The organism is Paenibacillus agricola (assembly GCF_011440305.1).
Classification (GTDB): Bacteria; Bacillota; Bacilli; order Paenibacillales; family NBRC-103111; genus Paenibacillus_S; species Paenibacillus_S agricola.
In genome coordinates, this window is record NZ_JAAOIW010000011.1 from 166449 (window position 1) to 188751 (window position 22303).

Annotated in this window: 24 protein-coding genes, 1 pseudogene and 1 riboswitch; of the genes and pseudogenes, 6 read left to right on the top strand and 19 right to left on the bottom strand. The window is 41.9% G+C overall.

The window, feature by feature from the left end:
* Nucleotides 1-15: 15 nt before the first annotated feature.
* Complete coding sequence (locus G9U52_RS26040; RefSeq protein WP_166153583.1) at nucleotides 16-2214, bottom strand: spermidine synthase family protein; 2199 nt, start codon at nucleotides 2212-2214, stop codon at nucleotides 16-18.
* 183 nt (nucleotides 2215-2397) lie between these two features.
* Nucleotides 2398-2531: riboswitch (cyclic di-AMP (ydaO/yuaA leader) on the top strand.
* A gap of 5 nt (nucleotides 2532-2536) precedes the next feature.
* On the opposite strand from G9U52_RS26040, the gene G9U52_RS26045 reads away from it, so the two are divergent.
* Nucleotides 2537-3019: a C40 family peptidase gene (locus G9U52_RS26045; RefSeq protein ID WP_166153584.1), complete on the top strand. Its 483-nt coding sequence runs from the start codon at nucleotides 2537-2539 to the stop codon at nucleotides 3017-3019.
* A 470-nt stretch (nucleotides 3020-3489) separates the two neighbouring features.
* On the opposite strand, the gene G9U52_RS26050 is transcribed toward G9U52_RS26045, so the two are convergent.
* Nucleotides 3490-3921, bottom strand: a complete 432-nt coding sequence (locus G9U52_RS26050) for a DUF2269 domain-containing protein (protein WP_243767559.1) — start codon at nucleotides 3919-3921, stop codon at nucleotides 3490-3492.
* 110 nt (nucleotides 3922-4031) lie between these two features.
* Between G9U52_RS26050 and G9U52_RS26055 the strand changes: the two genes are divergently transcribed.
* The gene (locus G9U52_RS26055; protein WP_207953201.1) at nucleotides 4032-4238 is read left to right on the top strand and encodes a hypothetical protein; all 207 of its coding nucleotides are present in this window, start codon (nucleotides 4032-4034) and stop codon (nucleotides 4236-4238) included.
* Nucleotides 4239-4845: 607 nt separating this feature from the next.
* On the opposite strand, the gene G9U52_RS39400 is transcribed toward G9U52_RS26055, so the two are convergent.
* From G9U52_RS39400 to G9U52_RS26080, 6 genes are all read right to left on the bottom strand, one after another.
* Nucleotides 4846-5238 carry a class I SAM-dependent methyltransferase gene (locus G9U52_RS39400; RefSeq protein ID WP_207953202.1) on the bottom strand — a complete coding sequence of 131 codons (393 nt, stop codon included), beginning with the start codon at nucleotides 5236-5238 and terminating at the stop codon, nucleotides 4846-4848.
* Between the two features lie 526 nt (nucleotides 5239-5764).
* Nucleotides 5765-6013 carry an SHOCT domain-containing protein gene (locus tag G9U52_RS26060; RefSeq protein WP_166153586.1) on the bottom strand — a complete coding sequence of 83 codons (249 nt, stop codon included), beginning with the start codon at nucleotides 6011-6013 and terminating at the stop codon, nucleotides 5765-5767.
* A 305-nt stretch (nucleotides 6014-6318) separates the two neighbouring features.
* Nucleotides 6319-6882 (bottom strand): hypothetical protein, encoded by a 564-nt coding sequence (locus G9U52_RS26065; RefSeq protein WP_166153587.1) that lies wholly within the window; start codon nucleotides 6880-6882, stop codon nucleotides 6319-6321.
* 21 nt (nucleotides 6883-6903) lie between these two features.
* Nucleotides 6904-7110 (bottom strand): hypothetical protein, encoded by a 207-nt coding sequence (locus G9U52_RS26070; RefSeq protein WP_166153588.1) that lies wholly within the window; start codon nucleotides 7108-7110, stop codon nucleotides 6904-6906.
* Nucleotides 7107-8525: a sensor histidine kinase gene (locus G9U52_RS26075; RefSeq protein WP_166153589.1), complete on the bottom strand. Its 1419-nt coding sequence runs from the start codon at nucleotides 8523-8525 to the stop codon at nucleotides 7107-7109. Before G9U52_RS26075 ends, G9U52_RS26070 begins: the two co-directional genes overlap by 4 nt.
* Entirely contained in the window at nucleotides 8522-9229 is a 708-nt protein-coding gene (locus G9U52_RS26080) for a response regulator transcription factor (RefSeq protein WP_166153590.1), read from the bottom strand. The genes G9U52_RS26075 and G9U52_RS26080 overlap by 4 nt, the downstream gene beginning before the upstream one ends.
* Before the next feature lie 182 nt (nucleotides 9230-9411).
* On the opposite strand from G9U52_RS26080, the gene G9U52_RS26085 reads away from it, so the two are divergent.
* Nucleotides 9412-10320: a cupredoxin domain-containing protein gene (locus tag G9U52_RS26085; protein WP_166153591.1), complete on the top strand. Its 909-nt coding sequence runs from the start codon at nucleotides 9412-9414 to the stop codon at nucleotides 10318-10320.
* A 136-nt stretch (nucleotides 10321-10456) separates the two neighbouring features.
* Here the strand turns inward: G9U52_RS26085 and G9U52_RS26090 are convergent, their stop codons facing one another.
* Nucleotides 10457-11758, bottom strand: a complete 1302-nt coding sequence (locus G9U52_RS26090; protein ID WP_243767560.1) for a cell wall-binding repeat-containing protein — start codon at nucleotides 11756-11758, stop codon at nucleotides 10457-10459.
* A gap of 501 nt (nucleotides 11759-12259) precedes the next feature.
* Nucleotides 12260-13348 (bottom strand): C40 family peptidase, encoded by a 1089-nt coding sequence (locus tag G9U52_RS26095; RefSeq protein WP_243767561.1) that lies wholly within the window; start codon nucleotides 13346-13348, stop codon nucleotides 12260-12262.
* 329 nt (nucleotides 13349-13677) lie between these two features.
* Between G9U52_RS26095 and G9U52_RS40285 the strand changes: the two genes are divergently transcribed.
* Genes G9U52_RS40285 through G9U52_RS40295 form a run of 3 tightly spaced genes read left to right on the top strand, consistent with a single transcriptional unit; the run spans nucleotide 13678 to nucleotide 16040 of the window.
* Nucleotides 13678-14325, top strand: coding sequence for a hypothetical protein (locus tag G9U52_RS40285; protein ID WP_243767562.1), 648 nt, complete (start codon nucleotides 13678-13680; stop codon nucleotides 14323-14325).
* Nucleotides 14326-14368: 43 nt separating this feature from the next.
* Nucleotides 14369-15517, top strand: a complete 1149-nt coding sequence (locus G9U52_RS41465; protein WP_311764929.1) for a metallophosphoesterase — start codon at nucleotides 14369-14371, stop codon at nucleotides 15515-15517.
* Nucleotides 15480-16040, top strand: a complete 561-nt coding sequence (locus G9U52_RS40295; RefSeq protein WP_243767563.1) for a metallophosphoesterase family protein — start codon at nucleotides 15480-15482, stop codon at nucleotides 16038-16040. Before G9U52_RS41465 ends, G9U52_RS40295 begins: the two co-directional genes overlap by 38 nt.
* 506 nt (nucleotides 16041-16546) lie before the next feature.
* On the opposite strand, the gene G9U52_RS26105 is transcribed toward G9U52_RS40295, so the two are convergent.
* The 9 genes and pseudogenes from G9U52_RS26105 to G9U52_RS26145 form a co-directional block, all read right to left on the bottom strand.
* Nucleotides 16547-17068: a DUF2269 domain-containing protein gene (locus G9U52_RS26105; RefSeq protein WP_207953203.1), complete on the bottom strand. Its 522-nt coding sequence runs from the start codon at nucleotides 17066-17068 to the stop codon at nucleotides 16547-16549.
* Entirely contained in the window at nucleotides 17065-17280 is a 216-nt protein-coding gene (locus tag G9U52_RS26110; RefSeq protein WP_166153592.1) for a hypothetical protein, read from the bottom strand. The genes G9U52_RS26105 and G9U52_RS26110 overlap by 4 nt, the downstream gene beginning before the upstream one ends.
* 91 nt (nucleotides 17281-17371) lie before the next feature.
* Entirely contained in the window at nucleotides 17372-17590 is a 219-nt protein-coding gene (locus G9U52_RS26115) for an ATP-binding protein (RefSeq protein ID WP_311764930.1), read from the bottom strand.
* Nucleotides 17591-17776: 186 nt separating this feature from the next.
* Nucleotides 17777-18178, bottom strand: a pseudogene (locus G9U52_RS26120) (sensor histidine kinase); the annotation flags it as partial.
* A gap of 286 nt (nucleotides 18179-18464) precedes the next feature.
* The gene (gene lgt / locus G9U52_RS26125; RefSeq protein WP_166153594.1) at nucleotides 18465-19256 is read right to left on the bottom strand and encodes a prolipoprotein diacylglyceryl transferase; all 792 of its coding nucleotides are present in this window, start codon (nucleotides 19254-19256) and stop codon (nucleotides 18465-18467) included.
* A gap of 113 nt (nucleotides 19257-19369) precedes the next feature.
* Nucleotides 19370-20257: a hypothetical protein gene (locus G9U52_RS26130; protein WP_166153595.1), complete on the bottom strand. Its 888-nt coding sequence runs from the start codon at nucleotides 20255-20257 to the stop codon at nucleotides 19370-19372.
* 12 nt (nucleotides 20258-20269) lie between these two features.
* Nucleotides 20270-20782 (bottom strand): TlpA family protein disulfide reductase, encoded by a 513-nt coding sequence (locus G9U52_RS26135; RefSeq protein WP_166153596.1) that lies wholly within the window; start codon nucleotides 20780-20782, stop codon nucleotides 20270-20272.
* A 15-nt stretch (nucleotides 20783-20797) separates the two neighbouring features.
* Nucleotides 20798-21538: an urease accessory protein UreH domain-containing protein gene (locus G9U52_RS26140; RefSeq protein ID WP_166153597.1), complete on the bottom strand. Its 741-nt coding sequence runs from the start codon at nucleotides 21536-21538 to the stop codon at nucleotides 20798-20800.
* 11 nt (nucleotides 21539-21549) lie between these two features.
* Nucleotides 21550-22263: a cytochrome c biogenesis CcdA family protein gene (locus tag G9U52_RS26145; RefSeq protein WP_166153598.1), complete on the bottom strand. Its 714-nt coding sequence runs from the start codon at nucleotides 22261-22263 to the stop codon at nucleotides 21550-21552.
* Nucleotides 22264-22303: the final 40 nt, after the last annotated feature.

The following is a 22303-nucleotide window of genomic DNA, read 5'->3' on the forward strand; positions in this document are numbered from 1 at the left end:
TGAAGGCATTGAGAATCAAATATTCAACTTTGGCTGAATGATATAAAGTAAGATATATATGGCAGCCCCTGCATTCATTGCTGTGGAAAATCCCCATGTAAACGATAAAATGGTAGCAAGAAGGGAACCGGCTACTGTGAGAATGCCATTCACCCCCCAACTTGCCGCAACATGCTTTTCTCTTACTCGACTCATTCCATAAGGGAAAGGCATTCCCATGAAGAAGCCCAAAGGCACTAGAACCAATGCGGTTACAATAACTCTTTGATTTACATCCATTTGAAGAGATTGCGCATTGTACCAATCCAAGGCAGCATTGATTACTAAAACTAATAAACCAATAAATAGGATGGGTATATATCGATTAGATTCGGGACGAAACCAATACTTGGAGAAATAACTACCCATTCCGCCTGATACTAATAAAACTCCTAAGACCAGCACAAAGGACAACGTGGGATGCCCAAGGGGAAGCACAAGCTTCTGCATCAGTGTCACTTCGATCATCATAAAACCTATGGCAATTGCAGAAAAATAAGTGAATGTGCCTATTGATACCTTGGATGCTCGCCCCATAAATAAGGCTACCAACAAAACTGCTGCCAGCAGCATAATGAGTTTTGGCGAAATCCCAACCATTTTGTTATAAAAAAAGGGCATATCATCACTATTCGCTTCCAGATTAACTTTCACTGTCTTCATCATGATATTAATCTGCATAAATCGGTCGTTTACGTACGGAATATGAATTGGAATTTGTTGAATCTGTCTTGCTGAAGCCAAAAGACTGACAGCCTCTGGATAATCAAACGGACGTTTGCCAATTATCAACAGCGGTCGGGTAATCACACTTCCGTTTAATCCAGTGACCACATGCCCTAAGTGTTGGTAAGTCCCTATTACCGCTAAATATTTATTGATATCCTCTTCCGGTACGCCTTGTTTTTTAAAATATTTTTTAGCTGCGTAGACCACTTTATATAACTCGACTTCATCGTGTACCAAAAATCCTAGGCTCCCCCCTACTTCCAGCTTGTTCATGTATTCAGCTATCGCTTCTTGCGTGAAAATATAATTCTCCATTAATGACAATCCAAATCCGTTTTCTGTATTCTTTTTAACGAGGGATAAATAAATAAGATCATATTTATAGTTTGTCTCCCGGATATAATTTCGTCCGTCAGATACGATTGGCTTTACTCCAGGAAGTTTAAAAACATTATTTGAAAATTGGGAAACGGCACCAACCGCTAAGAAGCTTCCTTCATTAATATCCACTGCCTCAATTGTTTTATAGCCTGTCATTTTCGCTAGTAATACCTCTTGGCCACCTCCTCCTCCAATAATTAATGCTCGATTTTTCATCCGGCCTTGAAAAGCCAGATAACTAGTAGTATTACGCAAATAATCTACTTGAGTCAGTTCTCCATTAAATTTCGAAATGGGGGAAACCGCCCCGCCATCGATCGTTATATATAGTAAATCATCATCATCTGCATCAAATACATCTGTACGGGAGAAAGCATTCCATCTTGTAAAGATAACTCTTGCATCCTTCTCATCCAGGAAAACATTGTGGGGACTTGTCTGAAAAGCTTTGAATGGAAAAAAACCATAAAACGGATTTATGAAATTAATAATGAGAATAACCAACGTTGTGCCCCAGAACAGTTTTAACCTCAGATTCCACATGGTAACATTACAAACAAAAAACACCGCAAAACCAATCAAAGATATTAACCCTATAGTTTGAAGCGGATTTAAGCTATCCATAAGAAAAATGGAAGAAACAGCTCCTGAACCTCCCCCTACTAAATCAGAAAAATACATAAGGCCAATATGATCACGATGTTTCTGCATGAACTCAGCGAGGACCAGTCCACCCAAGAAAAACGGGATAAGAGCCACCCCTGCATAAAAGAAAATTCCCACAAACGTTATTATATACATAGTAAACACCACTGCAGCAATGGAAACGGCATACCAACCAAGGATATGATGGTTTCGGAGCAAGCGGTGCTTTGTGATTTGAGAATAGGCAAAGTATCCCCCAATACCGATACCCAATGTTGCCAATGATACGACTAAAAAAACGTAGTTGTAATCCATAATTGTTGCAAAAAAGCGCGATAAAAAGACTTCATATACGATTAAAGTAAAAGCTATAAAAAAAGTAATGATGACATCTTTGCGGAAAGCTTTTCTTGTGATCACAGGTTACTCTCACTCCCTTATAGCATTTATAGCCAACTTACCGTTTACTCCCAAGTATTCACAGTAGAATAGGATTTAAACAAATAAAAAAACACCGTTTTATCAAACAGATCCCGGCATTTGGACATTTTGTGACATTGAAGGAAATTGGCTTTTTAAGTCGAATTATAGACTTCGGTAAAAATAAATTGTTTGCCGAATTTCCAACACGGAAAACGGGGGAACCAACCTGGGTGAATTGATCTCAATCATAGGGATCATAGGGAACCTTCAACCGAACCCTTCAGCTAACCTCGTAGGCACCGGAAGGAGCAACTTAGAATTGAAAAAGCTTTCCCTGTTTTTATCCAGCACCGTATTACTTTTTTCCCTCGGAGCTGGAACCGTCTCTGCGAATGGATCATTAGACGGAAACGTCGGCAACCTTATTGGAACTCCTTACAAATGGGGAGGAACTTCCAAAGATACTGGGTTTGATTGTTCAGGATTCATTTTGACCGTATTTAATCAATTTGGTATTGATTTACCGCGCACTTCAAAGTCCCAAGCCAGTATTGGAGAAAAGGTAGCCAAGGCTGACCTTCGCCCTGGTGATCTTGTGTTCTTTAACATTGATGGCAAGGGAATTTCACACGCTGGCATTTATGTCGGCGATGGCAAATTCGCTCACTCTGCCAGCAATAAAGGAGTAAGCATTAGTAAATTGAGCGATTCCTACTATGCAAAGCGTTATGTCACGGCTCGTAGGGCTATTACAGAAGATGCTTATGTGCATATGATTTCAAATCCATCTACTGCAGAATAGCTACTCATTGTCCCAAAGAAAGAGCTGCAAAATGTATTCCTGATGGAATCAATTTGCAGTTCTTTCTTTGGGCTATGGTAATTTCTTCACTCGCAGAATATAGTATCCAAATTCCCCTTAATTTTTGATCCAAACGACCTTCACCGTTTCAGTTTTTCAAAACCATTTAGGGAAATCGTTTTTTTTCAACCATATTCTCACCTAATGTGCCGATCCATCCAATTTATAAGCCTGCAATGATTACAACAACGCAACGGCCGCGGAACTGATTCGCCAAGTCGTGGCTCGCATGGAACCTGAATTTGTGAAAAAATAGGTCAATGTGGAATGGATATCTGAAGAAGTACAAGACAGGTCGAGGCCGAGCAGGAGTTGAAGCATCTACGGCTGCGGCTTCTTACGCTTTTCCTGCTGCTTACGCCACCCGTACCGGGTCATGCCCCGCGGCTTGTAAACTGACAGTGTCATGATCACGAGCAACACCAGCAGGCCGAGCCCGGGTTGGAGGAATTGGCCACCGCCCCCAGCCTGCCGAGATCGGTACTGGGGTCTGCCGCTATTCTTGCCATGTAGCTAATTGGCTCCAGCTGCGACAGCAAGACGCGGGTGGCAAGGACGGTTAGCAGGAGTTTCTCCACGACCCAGTAGTGTCGGAACAAGCCCCACGGGGTACCCAGTGACATGATGAGCCCAGATAGCAGCGAGGCGAAGGCCAATGGGACGAGGGCGAACCTGATGATCGGCTCCATCGCGATAAAGGCGGCACGTACCGTCTGTGCATCCTGGCTGGTCTGAGTGGCGACAACAAGAGCTAGGTAAGCAACGACCGCGCCGATCCAGCCGACCGAGGAAGTGATATGCGCGGTGAGCGCGAACTTGCAGAGGCCGGATTTCATGGTCATCAGTGGGCGGACCGCGTCTGGCCAGCCGACGGTGTCTGGCCACCCTTGGGCGGTGCGTCTCCCCCAGGAGCCTCCTGCTTGATCTGCTCGGCGGGCTCGACCCCAGGTGTGTGGCGACCCGAGCCGTGGTTACCAAATACCCCTTAATTATAGGTGAGATGCTCATTATGCCTACCATTGACAGCACCGTTTCCCGGCTTGCAACAGCACAAATGATTGGCGTATTCTTTGGATTGGCTATTTTTATTTCAGGCCTGGGGGAGGGAACAGGAAATTACGCTGGGGGTCGATTGTTAGTTTCGGGACCACTACTTTAATTCCGTGGACGGTTTATGCTGTATCCTCGGTTTTTATCAGTCTGATGCTCGTAGCTTTACGTTTTTGGAATCCCATTAGTCTGGCCATGGGAGATAAACAACATTCCGGTTTAAACGGAAAAGATGGCATTAAAATTACAGTGTCTTTGCGGGATTGGATCTTTAGGGGTAAAAAACGCGCAAAATGAAAACTCTAATGTAGATCATAAGCAAGATGAATGAAGGGGGATGTTCTAGATGATTGTTCGTCCAATGGTTCATAAAGATCTGGATCATTTAGAACATGGAAGTTCTACATCGGTTACGAATCGCCATGCAAAACACGAAAGGCATCATACTCTCATTGATGAATCTGTGGAACCAATATGGAATGATTCCATAACGAAACAGAGCAAATTTTCCCCCACTGTTTCTTCCATCGGTTAATAGCTCCTCAAATTGGTATGCGCAAACTTTTTCTTTTAGCTCCCAAGCAAAAGCCCGCTGTAATCCGCAAAAAGATTAGCAAACATCGGAGGCTGAGTTCCAATGTGTAAAAGAGTACCCATTTCCTACTAAAACAATGGATTGCTTTAGCAAGTCGTTTCTGCATATACAATCGGTCATTTTATCTGTTCCGTTCATAGTAATCATTACGATCAGATTTTGAAGGAATTGAGAAGAGTCCATGTTTTTTATTAATCGCTTCAATGACAAGAAAAATATCCTTATAATATCGTTGTATAGACGTGACCTTGAATCCCTCCTGTCTCACCAATTCAAGCGTATTACGGTTTAAATGACACCCATCGCATATTCGCTTCCAAAAAGGTGTAAACCATTCCTGGAGTTGACCAAAAAAACGGTTTTTGATTTTCACATGCTCAAACAACAAAATTTGACCTTCCGGTTTGCAAACACGGCGGATTTCTTCCAAAGCCTTAATTGGATTAGGAATCGTACAGAACACCAAAGTGCATACTGAATTTGCATTTCTTTCTAAATGGTTTACAGAAAGCATGTGCTTGAGCAGAGCATTCTGTTGCTTTTTAGTAAAGCCTATATAGGAATCTTCCCAGTATTCGTGACCGATTCCTTGTACATGAACCTGATAAAGATCAGCTGATTGAGCTCTAAATTACTTTCTCCCTTTATTTCTTTTCGACTAAAGCCTTTAAACTATTATAAGGAGTTGCCATCGGATATTGACCAGAATACTGCCGGGATATTGACCCGAATGCTGAATAGGATCCAGACTAGGAAACTGGCTAGGAGACTGGTCTGTGAAAGATCTATAAGTGATTTAATAAAACCTCCGTTTTTTTCAAATTTACCATCATACAACATATGCTTTGTTCATTTAACGTGATGCTTGCTTACTTAAATAGGTTAGATCCCATAGAGGATAAGGCATACAAAACTGTTTTAGGGAGGGAGCTAGGGTAGCTCCAATTCCAACTGTTAATGTGAGAGGGGATAACTGTCACTTAGCTGATACTACCCCTTAATGCACAGACTAAGATCCTCCTTTGAAAGGAAATCATTACCTAAGGTATCTCTCTATCGATTAATAATTTTCGTTTCTGTTTATACTCTTCATCATTAATTTCACCTTTAACATAACGTTCTTTTAATATCATTAAGGGACGATCCTCTACTCTGCTCTTCTTCATCAACATTCGGGCAACCATGTAAACGGTTATTCCAACAACAATTACAAAAATAAGCAAACCGATCCCCATCATGATACACATCATTGCCATCATAGAACCGTTCATCATTGATCCGTCCATCATAAACGTACACCTCCCATGTTTAGGATTCTCATTTTTTAATTATTCGCTGTGAACTATAAATTTCGATTTATAAACGGGTTAAGTTAGAAAAAATACTCATAATAAATTATTCAGTCAAATTGCAAGTTACCTGGATATACGGATGCTGGAATGGTATTTTCTATGATTTCCGATGCAACCTCAACATCATCAAAAGGAATCATTTTATTTTTGACAAGTTCGTGCGTTTCAAGCCCTTTTCCCGCGATAATAATGCAATCTTTCGAATCTGATACCATTTTGAAAGAAAACTTTATTGAATTTGATTATTTAAGTTTATGTTTTTTATACTGCCAAAAAATGAATCCAAGGAAGATAACCGCGATTACTGTGATGAACTCTATCCAATTACTAGTTTTGGAGGTTGGTTGGACATCTATAACCATATCTAGTACATTCTGTGCTGGAAAATGAATTTGATTAAGATCTTCGTTATGTCCCTCCTGATAATCGGCGAACACAATAGTCTTCCATTTACCTGCATCAGGTAAAATAATAAACCCTTTATACTTCCCGTTACCCTCATGTTGTAGCATAATTTTATGCTCTCGTCCATCTTTCGTTAAGTAGGCAGTAACCTTAGCTTCCGCAAAGAAAGATGCTTGGTCTAAATCGCCGCCATCCTTTTGCTTCGCCTTGACTTCCATTACTTCTGCTTGTACAGCAAATGATTTTTTTGCATATACCGTTGGCTGCCCAACAGAAATTCGGCTTACCATCAGACCGTTAGATACATCAGCATAAGCAGCATTATCGAATGAGGATATCATAATCATTGCTATAAATAAGACCTTGAATAAATTACGTTTTATTACATGTGTGTTGTTCATGTACGATCATCCCCAAAACAGTTACCTCTTCCGTCTTTGTTTCATCAAATAATAAATCACTGTTCCAGCACCGATAAGCAATGCAGCAAATAAACACACTATCAACATCTTGTTTGTGAAAAATTGGATTGTATAAGGGCTTTGAAACCAAGAAACGGCTGATACAGTTAAACAACAAAATCCCATAACGATAAAACTTAAGGCTATAATCCAATCTCCTTTCTTCATGTAATGTCCTCCTGGTATCCATTGCTTAATTGATTATTCGAAAACCATATCAGAAAAAGCGTACCTTCCTCTGGTTTGCTTGTAACGTCAATGGTACCTCCCTGAAGTTCGACCAACAGTTTGACTATTGCGAGTCCTAGCCCTGAGCCGCCATGTTCGCGTGAACGGGATTTTTCCACCCGATAAAATCTTTCGAATATATAAGGCAACTCATCCGCAGAAATTCCTATACCTGTATCAACAACCACTAACTGCATATTCTCGTCCACAATGTTTAGTTTTATTGAGATCGAGCCTCTTTCTGTATAGCGTATAGCATTGTCCAGCAAATTAAAAATGACCTGTTCCATCCTCAATCCATCTGCGTACAGCGAAGGAATATTAGGCTCAACCTCCACTCTGATTTCTATCTTTTTCTCTTTTGCTCTTAGGCTAATATTCTCAATGGCGTTCTGTAAAACTTCAGTGAGATCAATCCATTCCAAATCAAGATTGACCTTACCTTCTTCCATTTTCGATAAATCGAACAAATCTTGGATCAGGTGTTTTAGTCTGGATGCTTCTTGGATAAGAACAAGGAAGTACTGTTGCTTTTCTTCATCTGTTTCATACAAGCCCTCAGATAATACCTTTGCATAACCCTCCAAGTAAGTGATGGGGGTCCTTAATTCATGCGAAATATTGGCAAAAAATTCACTGCGGTTAATTCTATATCTTTGAAGCTCATTGGCCAGATCATTAATAGCAACCGAAAGCGACCCGATTTCATCCTCCGATACAACCGAAACTCTAGCTCCTAAATCACCTGTGGCCATGCGCCTCGCTGCATGCTCCATTTGAATCAAGGGTTGGGACATTTTTCGAGAAACGATGTACGTAAAGCCAACTGCTAATAACAATGCTCCAAACCCGGCAAGCCCAATGAATTGCCTCGCCCGTTGAACCGAACGATCAATTTCATCCAACGAAGACAAAATAAAAACGCTCCCCGTAATTGAACTTCCTTCCCGCAAAGGCTTCGCCGATACAAGATACCTTCTTTCTGGAGCAACCCTTAACTCTTTTTGGATAGAACGTCCTAATGAAAGCTCTCTTAAATTTTGATGAGTAGCCAGCATGCCTTCATTTTCCTTTAATTGACCTGTAGAAGAAATAATTTTCCCATCTTTGTCCAAAATGTAAATCCCAGAATTCGATAGCTCCGACATCATATCCATTAAACCAATCATAACGTCTCCATGGGATTCCATCATAATCTCGTACCGGGTTGACAATTCGTCAGCCTCTTTTAAAAATTTATTGTTGATAAACCCCGAGAAAATTTTATCGATTACAAAACCCAATGAAAGTAAAACAATAAGAAATAGTAAGATGATTGTAAGCCCCAATTTTAACGCTATGCTGTTCCATCTCATTTTTTATCTCCAACCGCATTAAATTTATAGCCTACTCCCCAAACGGTTTGGATGGGGTTATAGCCGAGCCCTGCTTTTTGCGCTTTTTCCCGGATGTTTTTAATATGGGTATCTACAGTCCGGGCATCTCCAAAAAAATCATGCCCCCACAGTTTCTCCAACAACATATCTCTGGTATAGGCACGTTGTGGATTTTCGGCCAGCAAGCACAAGAGGTCAAATTCTTTTTGGGTATACTCCACAATCTTTCCCTGAATTTCAACGTGCCTGGCCTCCGGATAAATCACCAATTCAGCGTATTCAACCTTTTTGGATTGATGTTCCTTTGCCTGTGTAACTGTGGCTCTCCTGATTAATGCATGGACTCGGGCAATCAGTTCATCTGTTTCGAACGGCTTAACCAAATAGTCATCTGCACCCATATTAAACCCGTTTACCTTATCAGCCGTATCAGTTCGAGCTGTAAGCATCAAGATAGGAGTGTTGTATTTTTGCCGAATTTTTTTGCATACTTCCCAGCCATCCATATCCGGCATCATAATATCCAAAATGATAATATCAAAATCACGTATTTCTACTGCATTAACAGCTTCAAGGCCATTCTTTGCTTCAACTATTTCAAAATCATTCTTCGCCAAAAATATCCGAAGCAGGTTGCGCATATTCCACTCATCATCTACAACTAGCACTTGTAATTTCTCCATTATTTCACCCTCAAATCCATACGGACACCTTTATATTATCTTATCATACCCATCAAATATGTTGAAACAATGAAGACAAACCGCTAGTTTTACAAGCAACTAATTATCACACATAAATCCTACAAGTTCCCCATACAAATAAATTTGAGACAAGCATCCACCTTAAAGGAGATGATTTCATTATGTATGTGAGCTATTTATTCCTGGGATCTTATATCATATTAGCAATCTGGATCATTGGTTTTGTCACAATTTTACGCAAACGATTGTCTTGCATGGCTGGCATGATGGCCGCTATGGTCTTAGGCATGTCCATGGGGTTAGGAATGGGTACGCTTATAGCCACTTTGCTTCCGGATCAATTTTTCCAATCGGCTATGATTAGCATGTTAATCGGAGGGTTAATTGGAACTCTAGCTGGGCTGCCCATAAGTATTATGGCCGTATTAGACGGTATGTTGGCAGGCATTATGGGTGGAATGATGGGAGCAATGCTTATTGTCATGGTTCCAGTAACTGATTTAAACCCGACTTTGAAAATTATCGCCGTTTTATGCTACGGCATTAACTTTATTTTGTTGATTATGCTTCAAGGTGATGTCAAAGCAGACCATTTAAGTCAAAAATCGTTTATATTATCAAAGCCTTTACCCATGTTCCTGATCATTTGTATAGGTCTTTCCCTTATGTTTCAATCAACAATAATCGAGGATAGTCCAAATAATAATCTTGCCTATCAAACAGATTCGGAACCAACAGGCACTAGCGAACATAACCATGCTGATACTAATAATACTGTTACACCCACCAATAAAAACGATCAGGAATTACTTATCATAGCAACAGATTATAGTTTCTCTGTTCAAACGATTAACTTAAACTCCAAGCAAACTGTAAAAATCACTTTAGAGAATAAAGGAAAGGTTGAGCATGATTTTGAAATATCAGGTACAGCTGTTCATGTCCATGCAGGTCCGGGTAAGAGTAGCAGTAAATTAGCGACTTTTAAAAAACCGGGTCAATATAAAGCCGTTTGTACCCTGCCTGGACATAAAGAGGCTGGCATGATTTCCATTGTAAACATCTCGTAAAATGTTCAACATGTTTCTATTTCACACTTTCCGTCTGATTATAAAATATCCCGACCTGATTCGGGCCGGGATGGGAGTATCTTTTTATATATGCAAACAGGTACCAAGGTGATTAATAATCAAATAGACAGCACGGTTAATGCTTCATCCCCGGCATATTGGGCATGTTATCACCCGTCCCTTCAGCTGGCTTTGGAGGAGTTTCCGTTTGGGTATTCCCAGTCCCATGAGCTCCGTGACCTTCACCTGATTCAGAGACAATTTCCAACATAGAATCAATTTCCCCCTGTTCCACAGCGGTAAGTACGTCCTCACTTCCAGTCAGCCAAGCATGGTTGTAAGGGCCTTCCGTGGGTGCCTTCTTGTACTTTGGCTCAACTGACATCAGATAGGCCATGACTGAATCCGGCATCTTATCTTTATCTGTCCAAAGTAACGGTGCATGCTTACCCAAATGTGAGAACGGAGCCGCGGCTAAGGCCAAAGCAGGTGAATTTTTATTCACAAAGGAGAAATTGTGTCCCGGTGTTGTAATCCCCCATCCAAAGTCAGTTGCGAGATCTTTGTACTTCGCAAAAGCTATAGCATTCTCATAGGCGTCGTTGCCAGCAATTCGAACGACCCTCCCAAATTGTCCAAGCTGTTGTTCTGTGGAGGCAGAGACAACTGTTTCGGGGCCTATAATGTAAATATTCGCTTTGCCTCCGCGAGTCTTTAATGCATCTGCCGTCTCCTGTGGGACCTCATCCTTTTTAACATATAGCAGTGGCTCAGGCATGTGAGCAATCCAATTCAATGCAGGCATTGTAAATTCTTGACTGTCCATGGAACCCACAATCACCGAAGGCGGGTTTTCTTGAGCTACCTTTGTATAGTATGCATCAACTTGTTTTGCTATTGCAGCAGCATTTCCGCCTGTAATTTTATCTAGCTTTAAACCAACCTCTTTCACTTGATCCTCTACTTTTTGATCGAAATCGCCGACTATTATGACTTGAACACCATTGTTCATATCTACCCCCTTGGGCTTTAGTCGCTTTAACTCATTAAGGGTGGCTTCAGGAATTCCGTCTTTGTTCGCAAATAAAATAGGACCATTGTTAGGGTGGTGGATTAAATCTGCACTGACAAGTGTCGTTTGCCAATTATTAGGATCGGCTAAAATGACACCTCCCGGACGATTTTCATCACTTGTCGCCATCCATAGCGTTTTTGAAACCAGCACAGCAGCCTCAATGGGATCGCTCGTATTGATTCTTGTCGTATTTTTAGATGCAATCCAAGGCACATTTGAAGTAGCAACTACCCCAGTTTGCTGCCCCGCACTCCCCTTGTCGGGAGTTACTTGAGGAGGTGCATTATTTTGGTTATTTAAACAACCTGTTACTGCAAAAGCTGTGACTAGAGAAGCGATACCCAATTTTATCGTTTTTTTCATGTAATTTCCTCTCCTTTTCTGATAATTTTTGCTTTTCTATACGATATATTACCCAAATTCTGAAACCACCAATGTACAGAGAATTTCAACGTTTACTGAGGTCGATTTATTCAACGGACGAATTTTACAGCAGTGGTCATCCAGCCACGGGGACAAGACTTAAAAACCCTCTGGGTATTATTAAAAGTTTGGACTAGGGTGAGAATCTGGTTTGGGAAGCAACTAGTGATTTTCATACCATGACAATTTGGATATAAAACTCATGCTATCTATGTTTTAACGAGCAATCAAACCCTCGAATGAAAACGCCAGCTTAATACTTTACCAAATAAAAACTTTGCCGGGTCCTACAGAAGTCTTTATATAGAAATCAATAATGTCTTTAAGAGGTGTCTAGATTTGATTAAAAAGAGTAAAGCGTTGTAAAATAACTGCGTCCACTCCTCTTAATATTGGGTATTGCGACAAGAAATTTTCATTCCTGTGACTTCCCTTACAAAGTTAATAAGCGACTCTTTTTGCCGAAAGAAACTTTTTGGACCAATACCCCCTGTTAACATATGTAATGTGCACACCTTTTTTGTTCGAAAATGTATTAATCATTTTTCCATTCCCGATATATATACCAACGTGACCAACTGTTCTATTTGATTTGAACCGCCCAGGAACAGCGAAAAATACGAGATCTCCTTTCCGAAGCAGCCTTCTACTGACCCACACACCTTGCCTTGCCTGATTACGAGAAATCCTGGTCAGTTTAACACCGAACTTCCCAAACACATACTGTGTATAAGATGAGCAATCAAATTTGCCAGTGCGCTGGTACGGCCCTGTTCCAAAGTCATAAGGCACACCTAGATATCTTCTAGCTACCCTGATCAAACTATTCATATTAATGTTTCTCAATGCTGCGGCTTGAAAAGACTTTCCGTCTTCTCCCCCGCCTGTTTGCCCCGGCCCTTGTCCCTGGCTAATTTGCTCATCTATTGTATTTTGTTCGGTCGATAGATCGGTTTCACCTTCCGGATCATCACCTTTAAAAGGATCATTTGGATCGTCCCCGAAAAAGTCTACCTCAGTTGTATCTGTTTCTTCTGCATCATCCAAATTTTCCATACCCGGTTCTAGTGATACGCCGTGAACGATCAGTTCGTTTTCTACAACTTTATAGTGCATATCTTCCTTGAAAACATCGTCCATCACATCAACAGAAACATGCATTTTTCCATCTATCATGTTTGGAGCTGACGATAATTGAATGATTTTTTCTTCTATTTCAGCCTGGGTAGAGTTCATGGTTAATTGGTAAAATGCATCGATGTCCCCAATAGCCAATGAAGTTGTTTCCGGAATCCACTTCGTTTGAAAACCTATGACATTAGTTAGCTCCTGAAGTGGTACATATTTCATTCCATTTTGTTCGACTAAGGGAATTCTCGCATCATCAGGGGAAAGAGCTAATTGGCGTATTGTATTGCTTTGATTTTGCGATTTTTCTACGCCCTGCGAATTTCTATTGGTGCAGGCACTTGAAACAATTAGCACAACTGCTAATAAAACCGCTATGAAGTACCTCGTTCTTTTTACCATGATTCCTCTGCTCCTTCATGTCAAATCATTCGAAATTTATTATGAGGTAATCATGGTTAAAATATGTACTGTTGTAGCTGCCAAATTAAGTTTAACGATTGTTTCCAGTTCTTCAAGTTTAATATATGAATATGCCTATAATGGATTTCGTAACAAGGAGGCCCTAGCATGAAGAAGCACGTGCACTTCAATCCTTTTCAAAAGATCGTTCTTATATATGTTTCACAGCTCTTGCACTTATCGGCTTACTTTGGATTATTCGATGGGTCGCCATTGATAAGGTGGGCATTCCGCAGGCTTTGGCGAATGACGAAACCCTTACGCTTTCGATGGATAATGGAGATATAGTAAGAGGAACCAGAGGTATTATTGCTACAGGCAATAAACCCGAAACCAAGCTACGCTTGCTAATTGACGATGTTCAGATGCCGACAAAACCGGTTATGCAGCAGCAAGCGTTTCTTTCCTTTGAAGCGGATGGCATGAAGTCGGGAGATGGCTTTAAGAATAGCATATGGGTGAATGACAAGCTTGCCTATACGTTCGATAAGAATTTGACGGCTTATACCAAGATGTCTATTCCTATCAATGCCAATCTGTTGCAGCTAGGAAGCAATAAAATTACACTTCGCTCGGGAACTAAGAAATCGCCTGATGATAAAGAAGGTGAGCATGACCAATGGAAATTCCGTGCCCTTAAGTTTGAGCTGGGGGATAGAACCGTTCTGGATGATCCCAATTATAAAACAGCGACCGTATACACCGTAGGAAGCTCGGTAGGTGCTGCCCATGAGGCGGCTTCTTTCCATAAGGAATTCAATTATGTAATTAAAGAAGACAAATACCGCAGCGTTTATTATTTGTGGGATACGGAGAAATTACCTGATGGTAACCACAAGGTGGAATTGATCGCTGAAGAAGGAACGAGTAAAAAGGCCAAGACCATTATATTCCATAATAGGCAAGCTCGATGGTAAACTGATTGAGCTCCCGGCCGAGTTTCAGACAGCGGAGCTTCCGGTGGGAACGCATAAACTTGAGGTTACTACGTCTGATAAAGCGGGTAATGAAGCGAGCAATGCCGTTTCCTTTCAAGTGTTGAATGAAATGCCCGAGCTTCCGATTCAACCATCACCGGCAGATCGAACAACAGTATCAACGGCACAGCTTAAGCTTAGTGAGCTGGTTAGTGACGCTACCAAGGATCTTTTGGAAGTATCCTTTTATAAGGCTAGGCGCTACGATTTGAATGGACCTGGCAAGCATGAAGCTTTAAGCCATGCCGTAGACCGTGAGCCTCCTCTTGTATTAGTACCTGAGGGTGAGACCACTATGACCAATGAGCAACGTGCACTCGTTGCAACCAGGGACCAACAGTATCTGGTTAATGACAATAAAGAGAAGTTTCCTTACCATCGTTTTACTTTTGAGGTCGGCAATGACCCGCTTATCGATTCTGAGGTCGTCTGGACCGGGCATTCTTTGCCTGATCGATTGGTCACGATGTATATATGGAATTTCGATACCTTGGAATGGGAGGATGTCGATTCGAATAAAGGCACTGAAGACTTCACGCTAAAAGGAAGGATCAAGGCGGAGCAAGTGGTCCGTAGTGGAAAAGTAGAAGTGCTCGTCCAGGATCGGATTCCTAAGCCGGATGAGTATGACTTTGCCTTCTTATGGATGACAGATACCCAATATTATTCGGAGTCATTCCCGAAAATTTATGATCTCATGACCAAGTGTACAGTTGATAATTGGAAGGAAAAAAAGTTCAACTACTTGGTCCATACGGGAGATATTGTTAACAACTGGAATAGTAAATCCGAGTGGGAAAATGCTTCTAGAAGTATGAAAACGCTGGATGACGCTAATATTCCTTATGGGATCGTGGCAGGAAACCATGATGTAGCCTACAACCTCGGTAACTATGAGGAATATTGGAAATATTTCGGCCGCGACCGAGTTGTGAAACAGCCTACATTCGGAGGAGACCTGAACAATAACCGAGACCATTATGACCTCGTTTCCTTTAAAGGCAATGACTTCGTCATCGTTTATCTGGGTTGGGTAATCGACAAAAAGACTTTTGATTGGGCTGACGATATTTTGAAAAAGTATGCGGACCGCAATGTCATTATTGCGATCTCACGAATATTTAAAGCCTAACCGTGCTTATTACGGCCAAGGCAGATGGGTATATGAGCGGCTCGTAGAGCCTAACCCCAATGTGTTCATGGTGCTGGGCGGCCACAATCCTGGTGTAGCTTACAATATCAAAAAGACCGGTGACCGCACGGTGCTCGAATTGCTGAGTGATTACCAGAATGGCCCCGAAGGTGGACAGGGCTTTATGCGTTTTCTGCAATTCGATGTGGAGAACAAGCGACTGTTCGTTAATACGTATTCGCCTTATCTGAAAAAATATAATTTTTTCAAGCCGGAGGAAGATGAATTCATTCTGCCGCTCAATCTTAAGCCGATTGAAAAGCGAGTTGCGACCGATTATGTCGGGATTTATTCCAGAACCAATGAACTGATTGGAAAGGTATCGAAGGTTCCAAGTGGGCAAACCGCCACAGTCCCTTATCCGAATGTTCAACTGGGCCAAACGTACCCTTGGTATGCGATTGCAAGGGATGGATTCGGTGGATTAAGCAGGTCGGAGGTATGGACATTCACAGGGGAGTGACCACCCAACTTTCAATGGGAGCTTCCCTCTGGACTCTCATTAGTGCCGTATTGTGAGGGGTGTTGGCGATACTCTCTAACCGTGCCTGACAGGATCCTCTTTAGTTGAGAGCCTTTAATGGATCGATGTTGGTATGGTGGCGGATGGCACGCGTGGCTTTCCCTGAGGACTCGCGCTTGCCTTAGCTTGTGTATTAAGAAAAATCGTCCGAAAGATCATTTGACGGTCGTTTTCAATGGTAATCCAAACGTTTGCGGGCTGTGTTAGTTGCGCTGGTACTATCTTATTGGTTCCTCGCACACAGCCAGCGGTTCGAAGCATGAGAGTTGCCTGCGTTCTTTTGCGGTAATATTCTCACGGCTCTCTTTCAATATGGACAGCGAAAAATCGAGCGAACTCCGCCGGGTGGTCCTCAGCCTCGCATTGATTGCGCTCCTATGCCGTCGTCACCTCAGCAAGTTCAGGACAGGGTAAGCTCGGTCGAGGCCGAGCAGGAGTCGCTGCTTCTACGGCTGCGACACCTTACGCTGCTCCTGCTGCTTACGCCATCCGTACCGGGTCAAGCCCCGCGGCTTATACACCGACAGCGTCACGATTACGAGCAACACCAGCAGGCCGACCCCGGGGTGGAGGAATTGGCTCCCGCCCACGAGCCTGCCGAGATCGGCACTGGGGTCTGCCGCTACGCCTGCTAGGAAGCTCACTGTCTGCGTGTACGACAGCAGGACGAGGGTGGCAAGGACAGTTAGTAGGAGTTTCGCCAAGACCCAGTAGTGTCGGAACAAGCCCCACGGGGTACCCAGTGACATGATAAGCCCAGTTAGCAGCGAGGCGAAGGCCAGCGGAACGAGGGCGAACCAGGTGATCGGCTCTATCGCGATAAAGGCGGCACGCACCGTCTGAGCATCCTGGCTGGTCTGAGTAGCGACGACGAGAGCTAGGTAAGCAACGACCGCGCCGATCCAACTGACCGAGGAAGTGACATGCGCGGTGAGCGCGAACTTCCGGAGGCCGGGTTTCATGATCATGGCTGTTTCACTCCTTGCTCTATGCCGCTGGAGGACGGCATGTGGCGCATAGGGCCGTGTTGACCACCGCCGAAGAGCATGAGACCGACGATCAGTAGGACCAGGACGATTGCGATGATCCCAGACACCTTCACCCAGCGTGGTGTGCGCGGTGGTCGATCCTCTGTCGGCCTCTCGCCGTTGTCGCTGTTGGAGTTTGGTAATTTACTCATTGAGATTTCCTCCTCTTTGTTTTCATGATCTCTTATTGCAAAATCCAGTATAGCAATGTTTTATGAACAGAAGATGGCCGTGGCCGGAGAATCACTCTTTTCCAGGTTTTTTAGACATGTTCGGAGCTATAGGGAGTGTAAAAATGAAGACTGACCCCATTCCCACTTCACTCTTCACGTGAATGAGGCTTTTATGGAGATCTAATATGTGCTTAACAATAGACAGGCCAAGTCCCGTACCCACCTTTTTAGTTCGGGCAATATCTGATTTATAAAATCGTTCCCATATATCCTGGATTCCCGAGCACACATAACGAGGAATCTTTCAATATTCACCATGCAAGGCGATACAGTTCAGACTTCGAACCATTTACAAACCATAAATTACAAATTTAAGGATGTAATTGCTGTTAAATGAGATTTTTAATCTCCTAATTATATTTTTGAGGTATAAACTGAGTTCATAGAGCCACACAAATAATGGAAGAGATCCTCGTTATGAATAGAAGTACATAACGATCAATTTAAAGGTCTTTATCCACAAAAATCCCTTGGTATTACTGGATTTTTGCTCAATCCTCGTTATGTAAATTCGGGAATCCAGGATATATACTTGATCAATCCGATCCGGATCGGCAAAAACGTGGATGTCTTGTGCTTCTTCAGATATCAATTCCACATTGACTTGTTTTTTCACAAATTCAGCTTCCATGCGAGCCATAGCTAGGCGAACCAGTTCCGACAAATTACAATTTACTGGTCGGACTTCCAACTGCCCCGCTTCTATTCGAGCCATATCGAGAAGATCATTGACCAGCTTAATCATTCGCTTGGTTTGTACATCCATGATCGTAAAATAGTGGCGCTTTCGTTCGCCCGGTATCGTATCATCCAGAAACTGAAAGAAGTTTAACTTGCTTGTTCATGCATCGGCCTCCTAATTCATTTACATCTATATTAGCATCTTTTTATGAATAGAAAGTGAACAAAACAACATACTACCAGCCTTGTTCACTTTCTATTCATGTTTCTTTAGTATTGTATAGATCATCAGAATTTTACAGATAACAAAGGTAGATAGTAGGCAAGTATATGAGAAAACTAGAAACAATATTTTATCGTAATATCATCACTCTGTCCCTTTTCATTACTCCATCCAACGATTTGCACTTAAAATGTTAACATTATTTACCGAATGGCACAGTCAATCGATTCATTTTATGCTGTAGAGTAAAGTAAGTCATAATAACTATACTCGTCAGAATAACAGCAACACTCGTCCATTGACCTGCTGTCCAATCCAAGGCGTAACGAGGAGAGTCCCCTCTCAAAAATTCAAGCATAAATCTTCCTGACGCATACAGTATATTATAGGTTAAGAAAAGAAATCCTTTTGGCCATTCTTTATTTTTCAACATAAGCAAAATGGCGAACACAATGAAGTCCCATTGACCCTCCCACACTTCGGCTGGCCATAACGGTTGGGAACCATATTCTTCATAGGCCATCGTTCCTTCCGGGTATACGATGCCAAAGCCGGAATTTGTAGGAGAACCATAAGCATCGCCATTAAGAAAGCATGCTATTCTTCCAACAGCTTGTCCCAATATAATCGCTGGAGCCAGCACATCCGCTAATTCCCAGAACGATATTCGCTGGATTCGGCAATAGATAGCGGCGACAATGAATCCTCCTACCAATGCACCTTGGATGGCAATGCCACCATTCCATATAGCAGGGATTTCAGAAAGGTTCTGGGAATAATACCCCCATTGGAAAAAGAAAACATGCCAGACACGCGCTCCCAAAAGTGCACCGACGATAGAATACATAACAAGATTAGGGACATGCTTCTGATATTTCGTATCTCTCGCGAGATACATGGCCACACCAAGACCCAATAGTACAGCCAATGCAACTACGAGCCCATAAGAACGTACAGGATAATTACCTATATGAAACAAAACGACCCTCATGCTTAAAACCCCTTTATTATATTTTTCGCTTGTGAGCTTTACTCGGATTTATCAACTGCTCCCTAACAGCGTCCGGATTTAATTGTGTGACCATACACAAAGCCTCAAACCACTCAGTCTCTATGAATATTAATGCATCCTGCTTTATCTGATAGAATTGTCCTTTTTTCTTCGCTCGAATTTTCAGGTCGGATTTCGTCAATAGCAGCATTTCTTGAATCAGATGATAGTAACCCGATTCCATCATGTTGTATCCCATTCCTTTCTTCCTCCGATTTTCCATGTTGCTTATACCTATTTAAAATGGCTGATAAAATAAAGCTAAACAACATCAAACACAAGTAAGCCATTTGGTATTTAGAAAGACCGAACAGGAAATTGATTTTCACTTCAAAAAAAGATATAAACATAAGCCCCATCATGTAATAGGACAATAAATTAATGAATATCTTACCTCTTCCAAGTGAAGCCATGTTTTTATATATCCAAACCAACATAGGAAGAGTAACCAAAAGAACGTATATATTGATTGGATGGTATCTAAATAACGGATTTAATATGGATATTCCCCATACAACAGAGGTAAGTGAACCGTACCTCCACCCTAACAATTGATAAATAAAGATTATCGAAACCAAACCCACAGAAAGTAAGTCCGCATAAAATAAAACGGGTACTTTCTGCGAACGCAGTTCTCTAAATAAATAGAGGAACGCAAGTAAAATTCCTATCCAAATTCCGTATATGGAGCCAGGCAATACGAGCAAGCCGAGTGGATTCGTCCATAAAATGGAGGGGGTGAACAAAAGCGGGCTGAGTTTCCAACAGAGGAACACCATAAACAATGCATTGATTGTTTTATCCAAAAGTGGAATATAACCATTGTTTGCTGTTTTTTTTAATGCAGCCTGCATAATAACATAGCCAATATATCCCGAAACAATCAGAAGCAACCATTTCGATTGGATCATAAAAGGGCCTAACTGTATAATTTCCGGCATATAATCCCCCACCTACTGAATAAGTTGCTTAAATTTATTGTCTAACGAATCTGGGTCTGTCAAGCCTAGCAGCTTGTCTACAATGATCCCTTCCTTATTAATAAAATATGTGGTCGGGATAGGGCTAATTTGATATTTCTTCGCCACTTCCGCTTCGACATCCATTAGAACCGGAAAGGTAAACCCGTATTCATTAGCAAATGTTTTGGCTCCTTCCACACTGTCACTTGCGGTTATATTGACTGCATAAATTTCTACCTGATCCTTATACTTTTCGTGTAGCTTGACCAGCTCAGGAGCTTCAATTTTACAAGGCGCACACCACGAAGCCCAGAAATTAAGAACTACAGGCTTACCTATCAAGGTCTCAAAAGAATAGATTTTTCCATCCAATCCTTGAAGAGATACCGCAGGCGCTTTATATCCCACCTTAGGCAGTTCCTCTTTATTGGCGGATGTAGTTTGATAGATCGCCAGCAAACCTAGCAATATGATAGCCGACAGTATAAACCATTGTTTTTTCATATCCGCATAGCTCCTTTATAAGTTCCAATAGGCCATCGTATCACTAATGCCAAAGATGATTAAAAATATGCCTGCTAATCTTTGAATCCAAAGTCCCCAGCGCCTTGTACGTTTAATCATCACCCGGTCTAAACCAAATCCCACGGCTAAGCCGGCAAACAATAAGAACGGCATGGCTGTTCCTGCCGCAAATACAATCGGTAGAATAAAGCCGTAAGAAGATTGTAAAGCTAACGGCATTAACGTGCCAAAAAACAATACATACATCGTAGGACAAAACCCTAGGGAAAAGGCAAAACCCATAAGAAAGGCCCCACTTTTCCCGCCTATCCGGTCAGATCGTTTTCTTATCATTTCAGAAAGACGGTTGCTTAGTTGAAAAGAAACCGTTAACCATCCAAGCAGGAATAATCCGATTAGGATAAGAAGCGGCCCCAGTATTTTTCTAGCGAAAGCAAGAAAAGGGATAAACTCCTTTGTAATTTGTTGTCCAAATAACCAAAATAACGTGCCAAGCAGGATAAACACGACGATTTTACCCAGAAGGTACATCGTTGTTTCAACCCATGACAGCCTCTCTTGGAACTGCCGATTCCCAAAATATGTGATGGCAGCAACATTAGCAGAGATCTGGCAAGGGGCTAAGGATCCGACAAACCCAAGAAATAATGCGGCCAGCATAGCAATATCCGTGTTCGCTGCATTAACGAACGGTTCACTTAAGAAAACACTGATCATACTAAAATAAGAATACATATCCCCACTCCCTAAAAGCCGGTAAATCCCCCGAATTTATCAATCAGAAATATCGTTATTACCGTCATTTTATCCGTATAAAGTAATAGTGCCGTGAGCAGCATCAAAGCGCCGCCTAATTTCATCATGAGACTGGAATACTTAAGGATCCATTTCATTCTTCCAATAAAAAAGGCCATAATAAAAAATGGGATAGCAAATCCTAATGTATAGCCTCCTGTATAGTAAACGGCTTGTCCAGGATTACTGACGCCTAGTGCTAATACAGACGCTAAGATCGGCCCAATACAAGGCGTCCAACCTGCCGCGTAGGTGATTCCAACAAGAACGGATCCCATGTACCCAACAGGCTTTGTATGATACTGATACCTCATTTCTTTCGTGAAGAGCTTAGGTTGGAATATACCCATCATCACTAGTCCCATAACCGCGACCAAAATGGCTCCAAGCTTCCTGATTAAATCACGATTGCTGGAGAACAAATCCCCAAGCATGCTTGCAGACAGCCCGAGCGCAAAGAAGATGATCGAGAAGCCTAATATGAAAAAAAGGGTGTGAAGTAGCGCTTGTCTTTGTAAAAGCCCTTTCCCTTCTCTTAATTCTTTGACTGAAATACCGGTAATATAAGATAAATAAGAAGGATATAGCGGCAGGCAACAAGGAGATATAAATGATAAAAAGCCTGCTCCAAACACAAGCCATATCGTTAAGTCAGTTGTATTCAAATGATCACCTTCTTTATAACTACATCATGTAGTTAATTTA